This is a genomic window from Aerococcus sp. BD502 (genome assembly GCF_057919555.1).
Genome location: NZ_CP147972.1, coordinates 705,606 through 720,804, shown reverse-complemented (window position 1 = coordinate 720,804; position 15,199 = coordinate 705,606). Strand labels below are relative to the sequence as shown.

The following is a 15,199-nucleotide window of genomic DNA, read 5'->3' as shown; positions in this document are numbered from 1 at the left end:
ACACTCAAATTATAGGAGGCAATAAAATGAAGAAGATGTGGCAATGGTTGACGCGTTTGGGCGCCTTAGCGGTATTACTGGTTCTTCTAGGGGCTTGTGGTAAGGGCGTTAGCCTGGATAACGAGAAAAAAGTCGACGACAAACCGGCAGCGGACGGTGAAAAAACGGCACAAGTTGAGGAGAAAAAACCGGGTGACTTGAAGGTCGGCCTGTCTATTTCAACCCTCAGCAATCCTTTCTTTGTATCGGTCGAAGAAGGCGTGAAGGCTTTGGCCAAAGAAGAGGGCACGGAAATTGTGACTCTGGATGCCCAAGACAATACGGAAACCCAAATCAATAACGTCAACGACCTGCTCCAGCAAAAGATTGATATTCTCTTGATCAACCCTGTGGATGCTTCTGCCATTACACCGGCTGTCGAAGCCGCTAATGAAGCGAAGGTGCCTGTTGTTTTAATCGACCGTTCGAGCGATGGAGGCGATGTGGTCACCCTCGTTGCTTCCGACAACGTCAAAGGTGGCGAAATGGCAGCCGAATACATCGTGGACCAATTAGGCGAAAAAGCTAAAGTGGCTCAACTCGAAGGAATCCCTGGTTCTTCTTCAGCGCGTGAACGCGGGGAAGGCTTCAATAACGTGGCTAAGGACAAATTAGACGTTGTGGATACGCAAACGGCTAACTTTGATCGGGCAGAAGGCTTAACGGTCATGGAAAATATTCTCCAAGGCCACAGTGATATTCAAGCGGTCTTTGCTCAAAACGATGAAATGGCCTTAGGGGCGATCGAAGCCTTGAAGGGCGCCAACATGTTAGATAAGGTGCTCGTCGTGGGCTTTGACGGGACCGAAGACGGCATTAAAGCTGTTAAAAACAAGGAAATGGGCTTAACCATTGCCCAACAACCGGAAGAAATGGGTAAATTAGCCTTGCAAGCAGCCTTTGACTACTTCGCCGGTAAAGATGTTTCCGAAAAAATTGATTCCCCCCTTGAAGAAGTGACCCCTGACACGGCCCAATAGGCGTCAGATGAGAGTACTCAGCTACGGATCATTAAATATCGACCGCAATTACTATGTAGAGGCGGTCGTGAAGCAAGGCGAGACGATTAGCGTTAACCGCATCACCGAAAGTGCGGGCGGCAAGGGGCTGAATCAGTCCCTTGCCCTGGCGCGGGCGGGCGCTGAGGTCTACCATGCGGGAAAAATTGGCTATGACGGGCAATTTCTGGTGGATTTATTGGCAAGCAGTGGGGTCAATACCCAATATATCCAGCAGGACGATAGCCGGGCAAATGGCCATGCCTTGATTCAAAAGGATGCCAGTGGTGATAATGCCATTCTGGTCTATGGTGGCACGAACACGCAACAGACAAAGGCGGATATTCAAGCCGTCTTGCGTCACTTCAGTGCCGGCGATGTGATGGTGCTGCAAAACGAGATCAATGAACTTGACTACTTGCTGGCAGAAGGCAAGCAAAGGGGCTTAGATATCTACCTCAACCCCTCGCCAGTCAATGAGGCAATTGAGCAGGCTGATTTAACCTGCCTACGCGGTCTAATCTTAAATGAGCATGAAGCTCGGGCGATCACGGGTAAAGAAACACGGGAAGCAATGATTGCTTACTTCCAAACCGAACAGCCCAACTTGCAAGTGGTGCTCACCTTGGGCAAGGAAGGATCCGTCTTTATCGAAGGCGAGACCGTCTATGAGCAGGAAGCGATTCTTGGAAAAACCGTGGATACAACCGGTGCCGGTGATACTTTTACCGGCTTCTTCCTCGCCGCTTTGGTCAGCGGCTTAGAGATTAAAACCTGCCTCAAGCAGGCCTCCTATGCGGCAGCCTTAGCGGTGCGCCAGGTTGGTGCTGCCGAGGCCATCCCTTGCCGGGCAGATGTTTTGGCTTTAATGGAAAACGCCCAGGAATAAAAGCAAGCAGAAACAGAGTTGGTGAAAGCCAGCTCTGTTTTTTTTGAAATAAAAGGATAAAGGCAGCCTCCTTTGGCCCAAAAGCAAAGTGACTTGCAGAAAAGCAGCTGGAAGAGGATGTTCTTTAAAATTGACCGGGCTTAGCTTGCCACTAACTTCATGTACTTTGACTTGCCCGCCGGAGGTCCCTTTGGTTACACTAGGCGTGTGGGTGAAAAATTTCAGGCCAATAAAAGCCTGCACCCCTAGAAAGGATGATCGCATGAAAGCCGTAATTTTTGATATGGATGGGGTCATTATGGACAGTGAGCCCCTCTACCACGAACACCGCCTTGCTTATGCGAAGAGCAAGAATTATCCTGCTGATAAATGGACAATTAATACGTTTGCCGGCCTTTCCTATGCGGATATTTTAGAAGACATGCGCCAGCAAATGGCTCCTGACATGGACTTTCCTAGCTTTAAAGCTGATTTTGAGAATTTCGACCAAGACCAATTCTTGAATTATGAGGAGGCACTCACCCCTGGTTTAAAGCCCCTGTTAAAAACCTTACAAGAAAAAAACATTCCCGCTTGCATTGCATCAGCGGGTTCCCAAGCTTCAATTGAAAAAATGCTGACCGCCACCGATTTAAAGGACGCCTTTGCCGGTTGGTTCTCGGGCGAAGACGTGGCTCACAATAAGCCAGCCCCTGATGTTTACCTCAAAGCATTAGCGCACGTTAATGTCAAAGACTGCGAGGCAATTATTATTGAGGATTCGGAATTAGGCATCTCCGCCGCTAAGAAAACGGGCGCCTTGGTTTTGGCCCTCAAATCCCCTTATGGTTACGACCAAAGCCAGGCTGATCATATTATTGACAAGCTCACAGCTGCTACGGCCTATCTGTAAAGTAAGCTCCTGAACAGCTTCATTAAAAACCTTAGCAATAAGCTAAATTTAACTGTTCAAGGGTTTGTCCCCGCTGCCTATTTATGCTAGGATAAGGGAAAGGCTTACAGAATAAAATAGAAAGCAGGTGTCAGCTTGAAAACAAGCTATGATTTTACCAGTGCCATTGATCGTCGGAAGATGCATTCCCGCAAATGGCAGATGATGGATGATCTGAATCCCGATGTGGCTGAGGGCATTATTCCTCTCTCAGTGGCCGACATGGAGTTTTATCCCGCGCCGGAGATTACGGAGGGCTTGAAACAGTATTTGGACGACATTGTTTTAGGTTACACCTTGCCGTCAGATGCTTACTATACAGCTGTGACTAATTGGTTTAAGGCTGAACACGACTGGGACTTCCCCAAGGAAGCCATTGTCTTGTCGCCTAATGTGGTTTCGGCAATTAAGACGGCGCTTTTGGCTTTTACGGAGGAAGGTGATTCTGCCCTATTCTTTAGCCCCCACTACATGCCTTTTAAGGATGCCGTCACGGGCTTACGACGCGAGGCTGTGACGGTGCCTTTGGTGGGCGAATTTGGTGCTGCGAAAATTGACTTTGAAGCTTTTGAAGCGGCAGCTGCCCGCCCGGAAGTCAAGGTCTTCATTCATTGCTCTCCTCACAATCCGACCGGCCGGGTATGGACACCAGAGGAGCAGGAGCGCCTGCTGCAAATTTGTGAAAAACATGGCTTGTTTATTATTGCCGATGAAATTTGGCAGGATTTCGACTTTACGGGCCATCACATCAATATGGCCAAAGTCTCCGGCGGTCGGGTGCCCGTCATTACTTGCACTTCGGCTAGCAAATCCTTCAATCTCGCCGGCTTAAACTGTGCGAATACGGTGATTCTAGAAGAAAATTGGCGGGCGCATTTTGCCGAAACAGCCCTGAATTATGGGATTGCTGCCGGGAATGTGCTCGGCATGCGCGGCGTGGAATTGGCTTATACAAAGGCCAAACCTTGGCTGACCGAGGTGAAGGAACTTCTCCGCCACAATGAGCAAATGCTTGTTGACTTTATTTCTGAGCAGGAATTACCGATTAAGGCTTACGTGCCGGAAGGAACTTATGTGCAATGGTTGGACTTTTCGGAGTGCCCGCTAAAAGGGGACGCCTTGCCCACTTGCCTCTATGAAAAAGCCAGCTTCTTCAGCCAAGGGGAAGCGGATTTCGGCTTAACCGAGGGTGATTTCCAACGGGTGAATATTGCCCTGCCCACAGAAAGTTTAAAGAAATGCTTAGAACGCTTAGCAGAAGCTCTGCAATAAGCCAGCAGCCTGTCCTTTGGGGCAGGCCTTTTTCTTAGGCTTTTTTAGAAAAGCATGCTAGAGTGAGGGTGTAGCTTATGAATAGTAAGCTACCTTAAAGAAGGAGAAATGCCAACATTTTTAGCCGACTTTACCAAAAATAGCCAAAGAACTGTTGCCTTTAGCTATAGAAAGAACAGCATGTAAGGGTTACACTAAAATTGTTGACACAATTTCAAATATTATAGGAGGGCTAACATGGGATACAAAAATAATAATACTGGTTATCCAGAAGGTTTGCTAGAGTCACGGGCAGTGGTGAAACCGGGCTACTACGCCATCATTCCTCATGACGGTTTGGTGCAAAACAGCGTGCCTGGTTTTGAAAATGTAAATATCACGATTCTCGGCTCCCCCCGTCTCGGTGCATCCTTCTCAGACTTCATCGTTGAATTCCTCAAAGGTGGCAAGAACGAACGTGGTTTTGGTGGCGAAGGCATTGAAACCTTTGTCTACGTGTTCTCCGGTCGCTTGAAAGTCAGCGACGGCAAGGAAAGCCACACGCTCGAAGACGGCGGCTATGCTTTCTTCCCTGCTGGGGAATTAATGTACTTCGAAAACGGCCAAGATGAAATGACCGAAGCCTTCTTATACCAACGTCGCTATGACGCCATTGAAGGCTACGAAGCCCACAAAGTGGTCGGCAACAAGGCGGACTTAACGCCAACGGAATACGAAGGCATGGAAAATGTCTTGCTTTGGGACTTCTTGCCTACTGATGACTTCGGCTTTGACATGAACATGCACATTCTTGAATTCCAACCCGGTGCCAGCCACGGTTACATCGAAACCCACTACCAAGAACATGGGGCTTACCTCTATAGTGGCCAAGGCATGTACAACTTGGACAACAAATGGTTCCCTGTGGAAAAAGGCGACTACATTTACATGGGTCCTTACTGCCCACAAGTTGCCTACACCATTGGTAATGAACCGCTCGCTTATATTTACTCCAAAGACGCCAACCGTGACCCTGGAGTATAAGGATTAAGGAGGAGATACCATGTCTCAGGAAGAAATGGTGAATCTTAAGGAAGCCGAACTGCATCAATTAATTAAGGATAAATTAATGCAAGCCGGCATGCCGGATGACCAAGCGGAAGAGACCGCCAATCACTTAACTTATGCCGATATGAATGGCGTGCACTCCCACGGCGCCGTGCGGGTGGAATACTATGCGGAACGGATTTACAAGGGTGGGGTAAACTTAAAACCCAAGCTTTCCTTTGAAAAAACCGGCCCAGCCACTGCGATTTACCATGGGGACAATGCCCAAGGCCATTATGTAGCCAACAAAGCGATTCCCGAAACCATCAAATTAGCGAAGGAAGCCGGCTCAGCCACGGTGGGCATTTCTGAAGTCAGCCATACGGGGACCTTGTCCTACTATGTCCGCCAATTTGCTGAACAAGATCTCTTTGCCTTTGCGACGACCTTGTCCGACCCGATGGTGGTGCCTTTTGGTGGGGCAGAAGTTTACTATGGGACTAATCCTATTGCTTTCGCCGCACCACGGGCCAATGCGGAACCGATTGTGTTTGACATGGCGACGACCGTACAAGCTTGGGGTAAGATTTTGGATGCTCGTTCTAAACATCGCTCCATTCCAGACGACTGGGCAGTAGACGGTGACGGCCGGCCCACAACCGATCCGCACAAGGTAGAAGCTCTCTTACCGATTGCCGGTCCGAAAGGCTATGGCCTCATGATGCTAGCCGACATGCTGAGTGGCGTGCTTTTAGGCCTGCCCTCGGGCAAAAATGTCAGCTCCATGTACCATGATCTCTCGGAATACCGTAATCTCGGTCAAGCCTTCATTGTTATTGACCCTGAGCGTTTCGCTGGCCTCGAGCACTTCAAACAAGCTACGAAGCAAAATGTGGAGGAATTGCATCAAGTTAAACCCGCACCAGGCTATGAGCAAGTTTACTATCCTGGTGAATTAAGCGCGATGACCCATGCCCGTCATGAAAAGGAAGGGGTCGACATCCCCAAGGAAATCGTGGATTACTTGAAATCTGACGATATTCACTTCGACCGCTATGACCATAAGGGCATTTTCGCGGAGTAAAAAAGACGCTCACTGCACTTGGCAGTGGGCGTTTTCGGGCTTCCTCAATTTTAATGTTTTTGCTCATGCTCGCTGAGTTCTAAGGTGAGGCGGAGGGCTAAGGTGTGTTCGGGTGTTTCCAAATCAAAGCCCAGTAAATCCTCGCAGCGCTGGATGCGATATTTGACCGTATTGCGATGGATATACAGTTTCTTCGCCGTGGTGGTAATTTCACATTGGTGGTCGAGATAGACCTTGAGCGTTTGCCGCAAGTCCCGGTAGTAATCGTCTTCGGGATAGGCCAGGCTCTTCAAGGTGGATTCACAGTAATAGGCGATATCACTGGGCCGCGTTTGGCTGAATAGGGTTTGCAGGCCCTTGTCGGTGTAGCGGAGGATTAAGTCCTTTTGCCGGTTGGCTTGCCGGTCTTGGTAGGCTAATTTCGCTTCTGTATAGGAGCGGTGGATGTGTTTTAATTTGCTGACCGGCCGGCCCAAGTTAAAGCAAACACTCAAAGGCAAGCGGGTCTCCACATCACTAGCCAACTGCCGGAGCTTCTTGTCCAAATGCTCATCCCCTTGCTGGCTGAGGAGGAAAATTTGCTCACTACCGGTGAAAAATACAGTGCCCTTGGGCAAGTAGTCCTGGATGCGTTTGTTCAACCAGCGGGCTAGGGTCAGTGTGAGCTCGGCTTGGTCAATATGTAAGGCAGCTTCCGATGTTTTCACAGTGACCGTGGTATTGATCATTTGATAGTGGGAAGAATGAACAAAGGGATTATGCGTGGACTGCTCAAACCAAGAGTCGTCAAGGGTGAGGCCCTGTTCACTTAAATGTAGCAATTCCTGCAGGCGTTCATTTTGCGTATGCAAGCGGGACGTGGCGATTTCCTCAGTTTTGTAGAGATAGAAGGAAATCACAATCGCTGCTTGGTCCAAGGCGAATTGCGACGTAGGGAAGGGAATCGTTTCGGGATATAGAAGCACGAGAAAATACGGGAAGGCATGGCCAGTCGTAATTTTCGTGATCTGGAGGGGCAATTTCCTGTCATCCGTTAAGCGTAAGGTAAAAGTCCCAAAATTTTTCCCTAAGCGCTCCTGCTGGTGGATAATTTTCCGGCTCAATTTGGAAGCATCGAAGCCAGTTTGCTGCATATCTGCGGAAGCCGTAATGACATCATGGAAGGGATCTAAGAGCATAACGGGCGTGTTGGTGACGCGCCCAAGCTGGTTAATGATTCGTTCAATCCCGGCATTACTGAAGAGCAGATTGGAAAAATTGCGTTGAATTTCGAGCGCATAGAAGAGTTCATTTTTTTTGCTTGTGCCAGCGGAAATCCATCATTTGATGGAGGACCTGCCCCAATTGCAAGTGGTCGGGGATGTCAAAAATCGGCAGGGCAATTTTCTCCGCATAGGCCTTGACTTCAGGGTCTAAATGATGGAGGAAACGGCCGGTCTTAATGCCCAAAGCCACCACTTCAGCTCGTTTCAGGGAATCGAGATAGGCCGGCATATCGGCTTGGGAGTCTTCAAAAACCATGGCCGTGGTCAGTAAAATCACCCGCGGCGGAATATGGTACTCCACATCGGGTGTCTCACTGATCTCGATGCTATCAACTTCTTCGTCTAAAACCTCATCGGGATGGTCGGTCAAAAGCGTTAAGGATCCAAAATTAGGTTGTTTTAAAAATTCACGCAAACTAGGCACAAGTCTCACTCCTTAATCCATGCCTATTATAGCGATAAGCTGGGCGCTTGTATAGATGTAGGGCTTGTGGTTTTCTGTAAAAATTGTGCAGGCCGGCCAAAAACATGAGCAATGTTAGGTGAAGTAACTAATGTCCAGTAAGTGCTCCTGCCTTATAATGAAGATATGTATAACGCTAACAAAACAAGCAAAGTCCCTGAAAAGTCAGCCACGGCTTGCTTTAACTGGGGGCTTGTAAGGAGGCGAGGCCAAGTTTAAGAGTAGCAACCGAGATGAAGAAGGCTTTGTGCAGCCTGGACAAAGCCTAGCACCCTGATCCCGATTGACAAGCGTTCGACCTAAAAGAGTGGCTTTTGGGCGGCGAGAGGAGGTCTATTTTGACAGATAAAGAGTGGGTTTCGAAGGAGACACTCGAAACGTTCCGCCAACGTGGCTATGATAATGCGGACGTTCTGCCGAAACCCAAAGAACGACGTAACATGAATTGGGTGAACTATTTCACCCTCTGGATGGGTTCCATCCATAATATTCCCAATTATGCAGCAGTAGGTGGTTTTCTCGGCCTCGCTGTCGCTCCCTACCATATCATGCTAGCCTTAGTGCTCAGTGGCCTGGCAGTGGCAACTTTCTTAGCCATTAACGGCCAGGCGGGAACCAAATATGGGATCCCCTTCGCTATGCATTTGCGCTCTGCTTATGGGGTGGCGGGGGCGAAAATCCCCGGCTTCCTGCGTGGAGTCGTGGCGGCGATTGCCTGGTTCGGCCTGCAAAACTACACGGGCTCGGTGGCCTTGCTCATTTTAATGAGTAAGATTTGGCCAGGCTTTGCCCAGCTGGGTGGCGGCATGGAAATTTTAGGCATTACCATTCCCGGCTTGATCAGCTTTACCTTGTTCTTCTTGGTGAACGTTCTGATCGGCTTGGGTGGCGGTGAAGTACTCAATAAATTCACCGGCATTCTCACCCCGATTATCTACATTGTTTTTGGGGCCAGTACGTTTTGGGCTTTGAAGGGGGCCGGTGGCTTGGGGGCTATCATGGCTTACCAGCACCCTAACCCGGAGCCGATGAACCTATTTTGGCTTTACCTCATGGTCATCAGTTCCGTCTTGGCCGTCTGGGCAGCGCCCGGGGTTTCCGTAGCGGACTTTACGCAGAATGCCAAGTCCCAACGTGACCAACAACGCGGCCAATACTTGAGCTTGTTTGTGGGCTATGCGATCTTTGCCTTAACGTCAGTGATTATCTTGGTCGGTGGTTCCATTATTATCGGCCAACCCCAATCTGATGTCTTAGATATTATCAACAGCTGGGATTCCTTGCCAGCGATTGGCATTGCCACGTCAGTCTTCTTACTGACTACGATCAGTACCAATGCGACCGGGAATATTATTCCAGCGGGCTACCAATTGAGTGCCCTCTTCCCCAAGCAAATTACTTACAAAAAAGGGATTCTCATTGCCGGCTTGATTTCTTACGTGATCATGCCTTGGAAGATGATGGCCCACCCAGACAGTATCTTGGTTTTCCTCGATCTGATTGGGGTTCTGCTTGGGCCAGTGGCTGGGGTCTTGGTAGCGGACTACTACATTGTCAAGCACCAGCAGATTGACCTCGATGCCCTCTACATGGATTCCAAGACCGCAGACCGCAGCAATCCCTATATTGGCGTACGCAAGGCGGCTTACGTTTCGACCATTGTGGGTCTGATCGTAGCCTTGCTGGGGAAATTTATTCCCGCCCTCGCCAAAATGTCAAAAATCTCCTGGCTCGTTGGCTTCGCAGTCGCCTTTGCCTGCCATACGCTAATTAGCCAATACCTGAAAAAGAAGCACAGCAACTAGTATTTTTAGAAAGGAACATCACAATGAAATACGAAAGCGTCATTAAGAATGGTTTAGTTATCTTACCGACGGGTGAAGAAAAAGTCGATGTTGCCTTCCAAGACGGCAAAATTGCCGCCATTGGCTTGGACCTCGAAGGTGAGGAAATCATTGATGCTGAAGGCTTAATTGTCAGCCCCGGGATGGTCGATGCCCACGTTCATATCACTGAACCAGGTGGCGGCTACCGGGATGAGTGGGAAGGCTATGAAACTGGGACCGCAGCAGCCGCAAAAGGCGGGGTCACAGCTTTCATGGAAATGCCTTTAAATCAAGTTCCTGCCACCACTAATGGGGAAACTTTGGCGAAAAAATTCGAAGCTGGCGAAGGTAAATTACAAGCGGACGTCTTCTCCTTTGGGGGCTTAGTGCCTTATAATATTGACAACAACGGCATCCAAGAATTGGATGAAGGGGGCGTGGCCGGCTACAAATGCTTCCTCGCGACCTGTGGGGATCGCTCCATTGATGGCGACTTCCAAAACGTGGACGACTACTCTCTCTACGAAGGCATGAAGCAAATTGCCAAAACCGGTAAAGTTCTCGCTATTCATGCTGAAAACGCGGAAGTTACCGACCGCCTCGGTGAAATTGCCTACGAAAATGGCCAGAGCACCATGGAAGAATACGTGGACTCACGGCCGGTCTTCACTGAAGTGGAAGCCATCCAACGGGCTATTCTCTTCGCGAAGGAAACGGGCTGCCGCATTCACATCTGCCACGTGGGCTGTAAAGAAGGCATCGACCTCGTTAACAAGGCCCGCAACGAATGGGGCGTGGATGTGACTTGCGAATCCTGCGTACACAACTTCACCTTCAAGAAGGAAGAGTTGAATGCCTTGGGTGCCGTTGCTAAATGCTCGCCACCGATCCGGGAAGAAGCCCAACGTGAAGGCCTCTGGGAACGTGCTAAGGCGGGTAAGATTGACTTTGCCGTGTCCGACCACTCCCCATGTACACCAGACTTGAAGGACAAGGAAAATGTCTTTGAAGCTTGGGGTGGCATTTCTGGCCTCCAAAACGACGTGGATGTCTTCTACGATGAAGCAGTGCAAAAACGCGGTATGGACCTGGTTACCTTCAGTAATATGATTGCTAAAAATCCGGCTGAACGCTATGACATGAAGCAAAAAGGCAGCATTGAAGTCGGTAAAGATGCAGACTTCGTCTTCATCAAGCCGAATGCGCCTTACACCTTAAAAGCCGAAGACCTGGAATACCGTAACAAATTCAGCCCTTATGTGGGTCGTGAAATTGGCGCTCAAGTTATGAAGACGATTCTCCGCGGCCATGAAACCTACAGCAAGGAAAAGGGTGTCGCCAAAGAACGCTTCGGCGAATTTGTTAAACACTAGATAGAACGAGCGAAAAAATAACGCCCGGGCGAGGGCCTGGGCGTTCTTGTTTCTCTAGTTTTCCGCCAGCCAAGCGAGCATTTCCCGGTAGAGGGGCAGGCCGAGCGCTTCAATTTGCGTGCGGTCGAAATCATGCTCCCGAACCGGAATAAATTGGCTCTTGGCTTGGGGCAGCTTCTTCGCTAATTGCTGGGACTGGCGGACCGGGATATCCGGATCCTCCAAGCCCGCTGCGAGGAAGGTTTTCGGGCAGTGGGCCAAAGCCTCATCAGAAATTGACAGGGCCTTGGCACCTTTCCTGTCGAGGCCGAGTAAAGCCAGCCAGCGGCCACTTTGCCGGGCATAGAGGTAGAGGGAATACCCTGTACTCAAAGGCCGGCTTAAGACGGACTCGTCTTGGGTGAGCGTTTGAATGAGGCTTTCAGGCACCGCCTTGAAATTCCGATAGTAGGGACTGGGGACGCGGAAGGTCGCGTCAGTCAATTGGCTGTAGCCATAAAAACTGACGAGGGCTTCTGGCCTTGACCAGTCACGACTCGCCAAAGCTAAGGCGAGGTAGGCGCCAGCGGAACGGCCAAAAAGCGTATAGTTTTCGGGCACGCCCAGACTGTCTGCGCCTTGGCCTTCAAACCAACGGAGGAAGGCCTCACTGACATCGAGAATGTCTGCTAGAGTGTTTTCTGGAGCGAGGGGATAGGCACAGGCCACCAGGGCATAGCCGGCTGCTTGGATCAAATCTAAGTAAGGCTCGGGCAGGTCACTGGCTTCCCCACAGAGAAAGCCCCCACCGTGGAAGTAAATGATGGTGCCTTGGGCTTCACCTTGGGGTGGGTAAACCTCCACCGCAAAGGGCAAGGTATGCTGGATTGGGAGAGAAGCATAAGTTTTCATGGCTCGTTTTGTCATGGTCTTCCTTTCTATTAAAAATCGCTAAGGTCAACTTCTAATATAGTCCTTAGCAAGAGACTCGTCAAAGAAAAATAAAATAAGGAGATGATAGCTCGTGTTATATACGGATATTTGGGAAAATAATTACCAAGATTCGATTAATCTGATGTTACTCACCAATGCCATTAATGAAATTGAGGGCGTAAACTCCGGCCAGGTCATGATGGCGACCGATGCCAATAAGGACCTCTTCAAAGCCGCCAACCTCTACACGGATGAACTCCAAGCTGCTGATGGCAACGATATGGCAATTGTCATTGATGCCGACAGTGAAGGTGTGATGGACCAGGTCGTCGACAAGGTCGCTGACTTCCTAGAGGATTTAGCGTCCAGTTCCGCCGAAAAGAAAAGCACGCGGGTGGACAATTGGGCCGATGCCCTAGAAGCCTTGCCCGATGCTAATCTGGCCCTGATTTCCATTCCTGGCCAATATGCGGCGGGTGAAATTGAACGCGCCCTCGATGAAGACTTGAACGTCTTCTCCTTCTCTGACAACGTGTCTTTGGCAGATGAAGTCCGTTTGAAGGAAAAGGCCCATGAAAAAGGCTTGCTCCTCATGGGGCCGGACTGCGGGACGGGCTTAATTGGTAGCATCCCCTTGGCCTTCACCAATGTGATTAAGCCAGGGAACATTGGCATCGTTGGTGCTTCTGGCACCGGTATTCAAGAAGCGACCACCATCATTGACCACCTCGGCGGCGGTGTGGTAAACGCAGTCGGGACAGGCGGCCGTGACCTTTCCGAAGAAGTCGGTGCCCGGACCATGCTCGATACCCTCGTGGCCTTGGATGAGGAGGACGGCACCGATGTGTTACTCGTCATCTCCAAACCGCCAGCCAAGAAAGTTCGCGACCACGTCATGGAAGTGCTCCAAGCCCTCTCCAAGCCGGTGGTTGCTATCTTCCTCGGTGAAAAACCAACGGAACACGTGGGGAATGTCTCCCTGGCTTATACCCTCGAAGAAGCTGCTCGCATGACCTTGGACTTGGCGAAGGGCGAGGACGTGAAGGAAAATTACGCCACGCCTCTAGAAACTACGGATCTCGAAATCCTACCTGAAGGCAAAACGGTCAAAGGCCTTTACTCCGGTGGGACGCTCGCTTCTGAAGCGGCGACCTTAATTGCTGATGCCCTGGACTTGGGTGGTATCATTAAGGAAGAAGGCTACATGCTTAACACCCATGGCTTTGAAGTCATGGACTTGGGTGACGACATTTACACGCAAGGTCGTCCGCATCCGATGATCAGCCCGGAAGTCCGCTTGGATAAACTCCAAGAAGCCATTAAGGACGAAAGCACGGGGGTTATCCTCTTGGACTGCGTTTTAGGCTACGGCTCCCACGCTGACATGGCTGGCCAATTGGCTGAACCTTTGAAGAAGGCCTTGGCGGACGCTAAAGCTGCCGGTCGCCCTCTCTACGCCGTCGCCAGCATTGTGGGGACTGAACAAGATCCGCAAAACTTGGCTGACGCTAAGCAAAAATTGGAAGACGCCGGCGTTCTTGTGGAAAGCTCTAATGAGCGCGCCATTCGTCTCGCCCTGCACCTCATGGGCCATGAATTGGACTTGCCCGACAAAAAACGCGTGCCTTATGAAGGTGAAAAATTAGAATTACCGAAAGCCAGTCGGAAGGTTATGGATCTCTTAACCACTACTCCTAAAGTCATCAACATTGGCTTGGAAAGCTTTGTGGAACCCATCGAAAAATTCGGCGGCCAAGCGGTTCAATACACCTGGCGGCCAAAAGCTGGCGGTGACCCTGAACTCATCAAGATCCTTAATGCTATGGAGAAAATGCCAGAAATTAAGGAAGCCAATGAGAAAGTTGCCGACCGCTTACGGGGCTCCCAACCCTTCCTCGTGGACGTGAAACCCGCTTATGAACTGATTCCAGAATTGGCTACCGATGAGAAGATCGTCTTGCATGCTGGGCCTCCTTTGGACTTTGAAAACATGACAGGGCCAGCTGTGGGAGCGATTATTGGCGCCATGAAATTTGAAGGCTGGGCCAAGGATGACGACGACGCCATGAAGCAATTAGAAGCGGGCGAAGTCCAATTTATTCCTTGCCATCATGTCGGCGCCGTGGGACCGATGGGGGGCATCACCACCAAGAACTTCCCGATGCTTAAAATTGAAAACCGGGCAGACGGCACAACCGGCGTCTGCATCATGAACGAAGGGATCGGTAAGGTGCTTCGCTTCGGAGCAAACGGCCCAGAAGTCATTGAACGCCTCGAATGGCAACGTGATGTCTTAGGCCCTGTCCTCAGCAAGGCCTTGGCTAAAACGGAAGATGGCTTAAATGTTAATATTATGATTGCCCAAGCGATTGGGATGGGGGATGAATTCCACCAACGTAATATTGCGGCTTCGCTCGTCTTCTTGAAGCACGTGGCTCCTTTGATTACGGAATTAGAGGATGTGAGCGCGGAAGATAAGGAAGCGGTCATTCAATTCTTGGCTGACACGGACCAATTCTTCCTAAACATTGCGATGGCGACCGGGAAAGCCATGGTCGACTACGCCCGTAAGATTGAAGAGGGAACTGTCGTCACCACGATGACCCGAAACGGCTATGAATTTGGGGTGCGGATTGCCGGTATGGGCGACGAATGGTTCAAAGCCCCCGTCAATACGCCTAAAGGCCTCTACTTCCAAGGCTACTCCGAAGAAGATGGCAACCCTGATATCGGGGACTCCGCTATTACGGAAACTATTGGCCTTGGTGGCGTGTCCATGATTGCCGCGCCTGGGGTCACGCGCTTCGTTGGTGCGGGTGGCTTCCAAGATGCCCTAGACACCAGTAATGAAATGGCGAAGATTTACCTCGGCCACAACCCGAACTGGACGATCCCGACGTGGGACTTCAAGGGGGCACCTTTAGCCATGGATGCCCGTAAAATTGTCGAAACCGGCATTGAACCGATTATCAATACCGGGATTGCCCACAAGGAAGCGGGCCAAGGGCAAGTGGGTGCCGGAACGGTACGGGCGCCTTTACTCGCCTTTGAAAAAGCTTTGCGTGCCTATGCGGATAAATTAGGCATTGACTATAAATAATTGAAAATGGGCACCCCCTCC

At 50.2% G+C, this 15,199-nt stretch carries 12 protein-coding genes; 9 read left to right on the top strand and 3 right to left on the bottom strand.

Annotated elements, in window-relative coordinates:
• The first annotated feature begins 26 nt into the window (after positions 1 to 26).
• The 6 genes from WF803_RS03420 to allD all read left to right on the top strand — a co-directional run bounded on the left by WF803_RS03420 (position 27) and on the right by allD (position 6,239).
• Positions 27 to 1,019 carry a D-ribose ABC transporter substrate-binding protein gene (locus WF803_RS03420; protein WP_489611720.1) on the top strand — a complete coding sequence of 331 codons (993 nt, stop codon included), beginning with the start codon at positions 27 to 29 and terminating at the stop codon, positions 1,017 to 1,019.
• 7 nt (positions 1,020 to 1,026) lie between these two features.
• Positions 1,027 to 1,926 (top strand): ribokinase, encoded by a 900-nt coding sequence (locus WF803_RS03415; protein WP_489611719.1) that lies wholly within the window; start codon positions 1,027 to 1,029, stop codon positions 1,924 to 1,926.
• Positions 1,927 to 2,188: 262 nt separating this feature from the next.
• Positions 2,189 to 2,818 carry an HAD family hydrolase gene (locus WF803_RS03410; RefSeq protein WP_489611718.1) on the top strand — a complete coding sequence of 210 codons (630 nt, stop codon included), beginning with the start codon at positions 2,189 to 2,191 and terminating at the stop codon, positions 2,816 to 2,818.
• 135 nt (positions 2,819 to 2,953) lie between these two features.
• Positions 2,954 to 4,129, top strand: a complete 1,176-nt coding sequence (locus tag WF803_RS03405) for a MalY/PatB family protein (RefSeq protein WP_489611717.1) — start codon at positions 2,954 to 2,956, stop codon at positions 4,127 to 4,129.
• 237 nt (positions 4,130 to 4,366) lie between these two features.
• Complete coding sequence (gene allE / locus WF803_RS03400; RefSeq protein WP_489611716.1) at positions 4,367 to 5,152, top strand: (S)-ureidoglycine aminohydrolase; 786 nt, start codon at positions 4,367 to 4,369, stop codon at positions 5,150 to 5,152.
• A gap of 19 nt (positions 5,153 to 5,171) precedes the next feature.
• The gene (gene allD, locus WF803_RS03395) at positions 5,172 to 6,239 is read left to right on the top strand and encodes an ureidoglycolate dehydrogenase (RefSeq protein WP_489611715.1); all 1,068 of its coding nucleotides are present in this window, start codon (positions 5,172 to 5,174) and stop codon (positions 6,237 to 6,239) included.
• 50 nt (positions 6,240 to 6,289) lie between these two features.
• Here the strand turns inward: allD and WF803_RS03390 are convergent, their stop codons facing one another.
• Together WF803_RS03390 and WF803_RS03385 are read right to left on the bottom strand one after the other, a co-directional pair.
• Positions 6,290 to 7,417 (bottom strand): PucR family transcriptional regulator, encoded by a 1,128-nt coding sequence (locus tag WF803_RS03390; protein WP_489611714.1) that lies wholly within the window; start codon positions 7,415 to 7,417, stop codon positions 6,290 to 6,292.
• A 109-nt stretch (positions 7,418 to 7,526) separates the two neighbouring features.
• Positions 7,527 to 7,928, bottom strand: a complete 402-nt coding sequence (locus WF803_RS03385) for a PucR family transcriptional regulator ligand-binding domain-containing protein (protein ID WP_489611713.1) — start codon at positions 7,926 to 7,928, stop codon at positions 7,527 to 7,529.
• Positions 7,929 to 8,305: 377 nt separating this feature from the next.
• On the opposite strand from WF803_RS03385, the gene allW reads away from it, so the two are divergent.
• Positions 8,306 to 9,772: an allantoin permease gene (allW, locus tag WF803_RS03380; RefSeq protein ID WP_489611712.1), complete on the top strand. Its 1,467-nt coding sequence runs from the start codon at positions 8,306 to 8,308 to the stop codon at positions 9,770 to 9,772.
• 23 nt (positions 9,773 to 9,795) lie between these two features.
• Complete coding sequence (gene allB / locus WF803_RS03375; protein WP_489611711.1) at positions 9,796 to 11,166, top strand: allantoinase AllB; 1,371 nt, start codon at positions 9,796 to 9,798, stop codon at positions 11,164 to 11,166.
• Positions 11,167 to 11,220: 54 nt separating this feature from the next.
• Here allB and WF803_RS03370 read toward each other — a convergent pair whose 3' ends face one another.
• The gene (locus WF803_RS03370; RefSeq protein ID WP_489611710.1) at positions 11,221 to 12,072 is read right to left on the bottom strand and encodes an alpha/beta hydrolase; all 852 of its coding nucleotides are present in this window, start codon (positions 12,070 to 12,072) and stop codon (positions 11,221 to 11,223) included.
• A gap of 97 nt (positions 12,073 to 12,169) precedes the next feature.
• Here WF803_RS03370 and WF803_RS03365 point away from each other — a divergent pair, with 97 nt between their 5' ends.
• The gene (locus WF803_RS03365; protein ID WP_489611709.1) at positions 12,170 to 15,178 is read left to right on the top strand and encodes a bifunctional FdrA/YlbE family protein; all 3,009 of its coding nucleotides are present in this window, start codon (positions 12,170 to 12,172) and stop codon (positions 15,176 to 15,178) included.
• Positions 15,179 to 15,199: the final 21 nt, after the last annotated feature.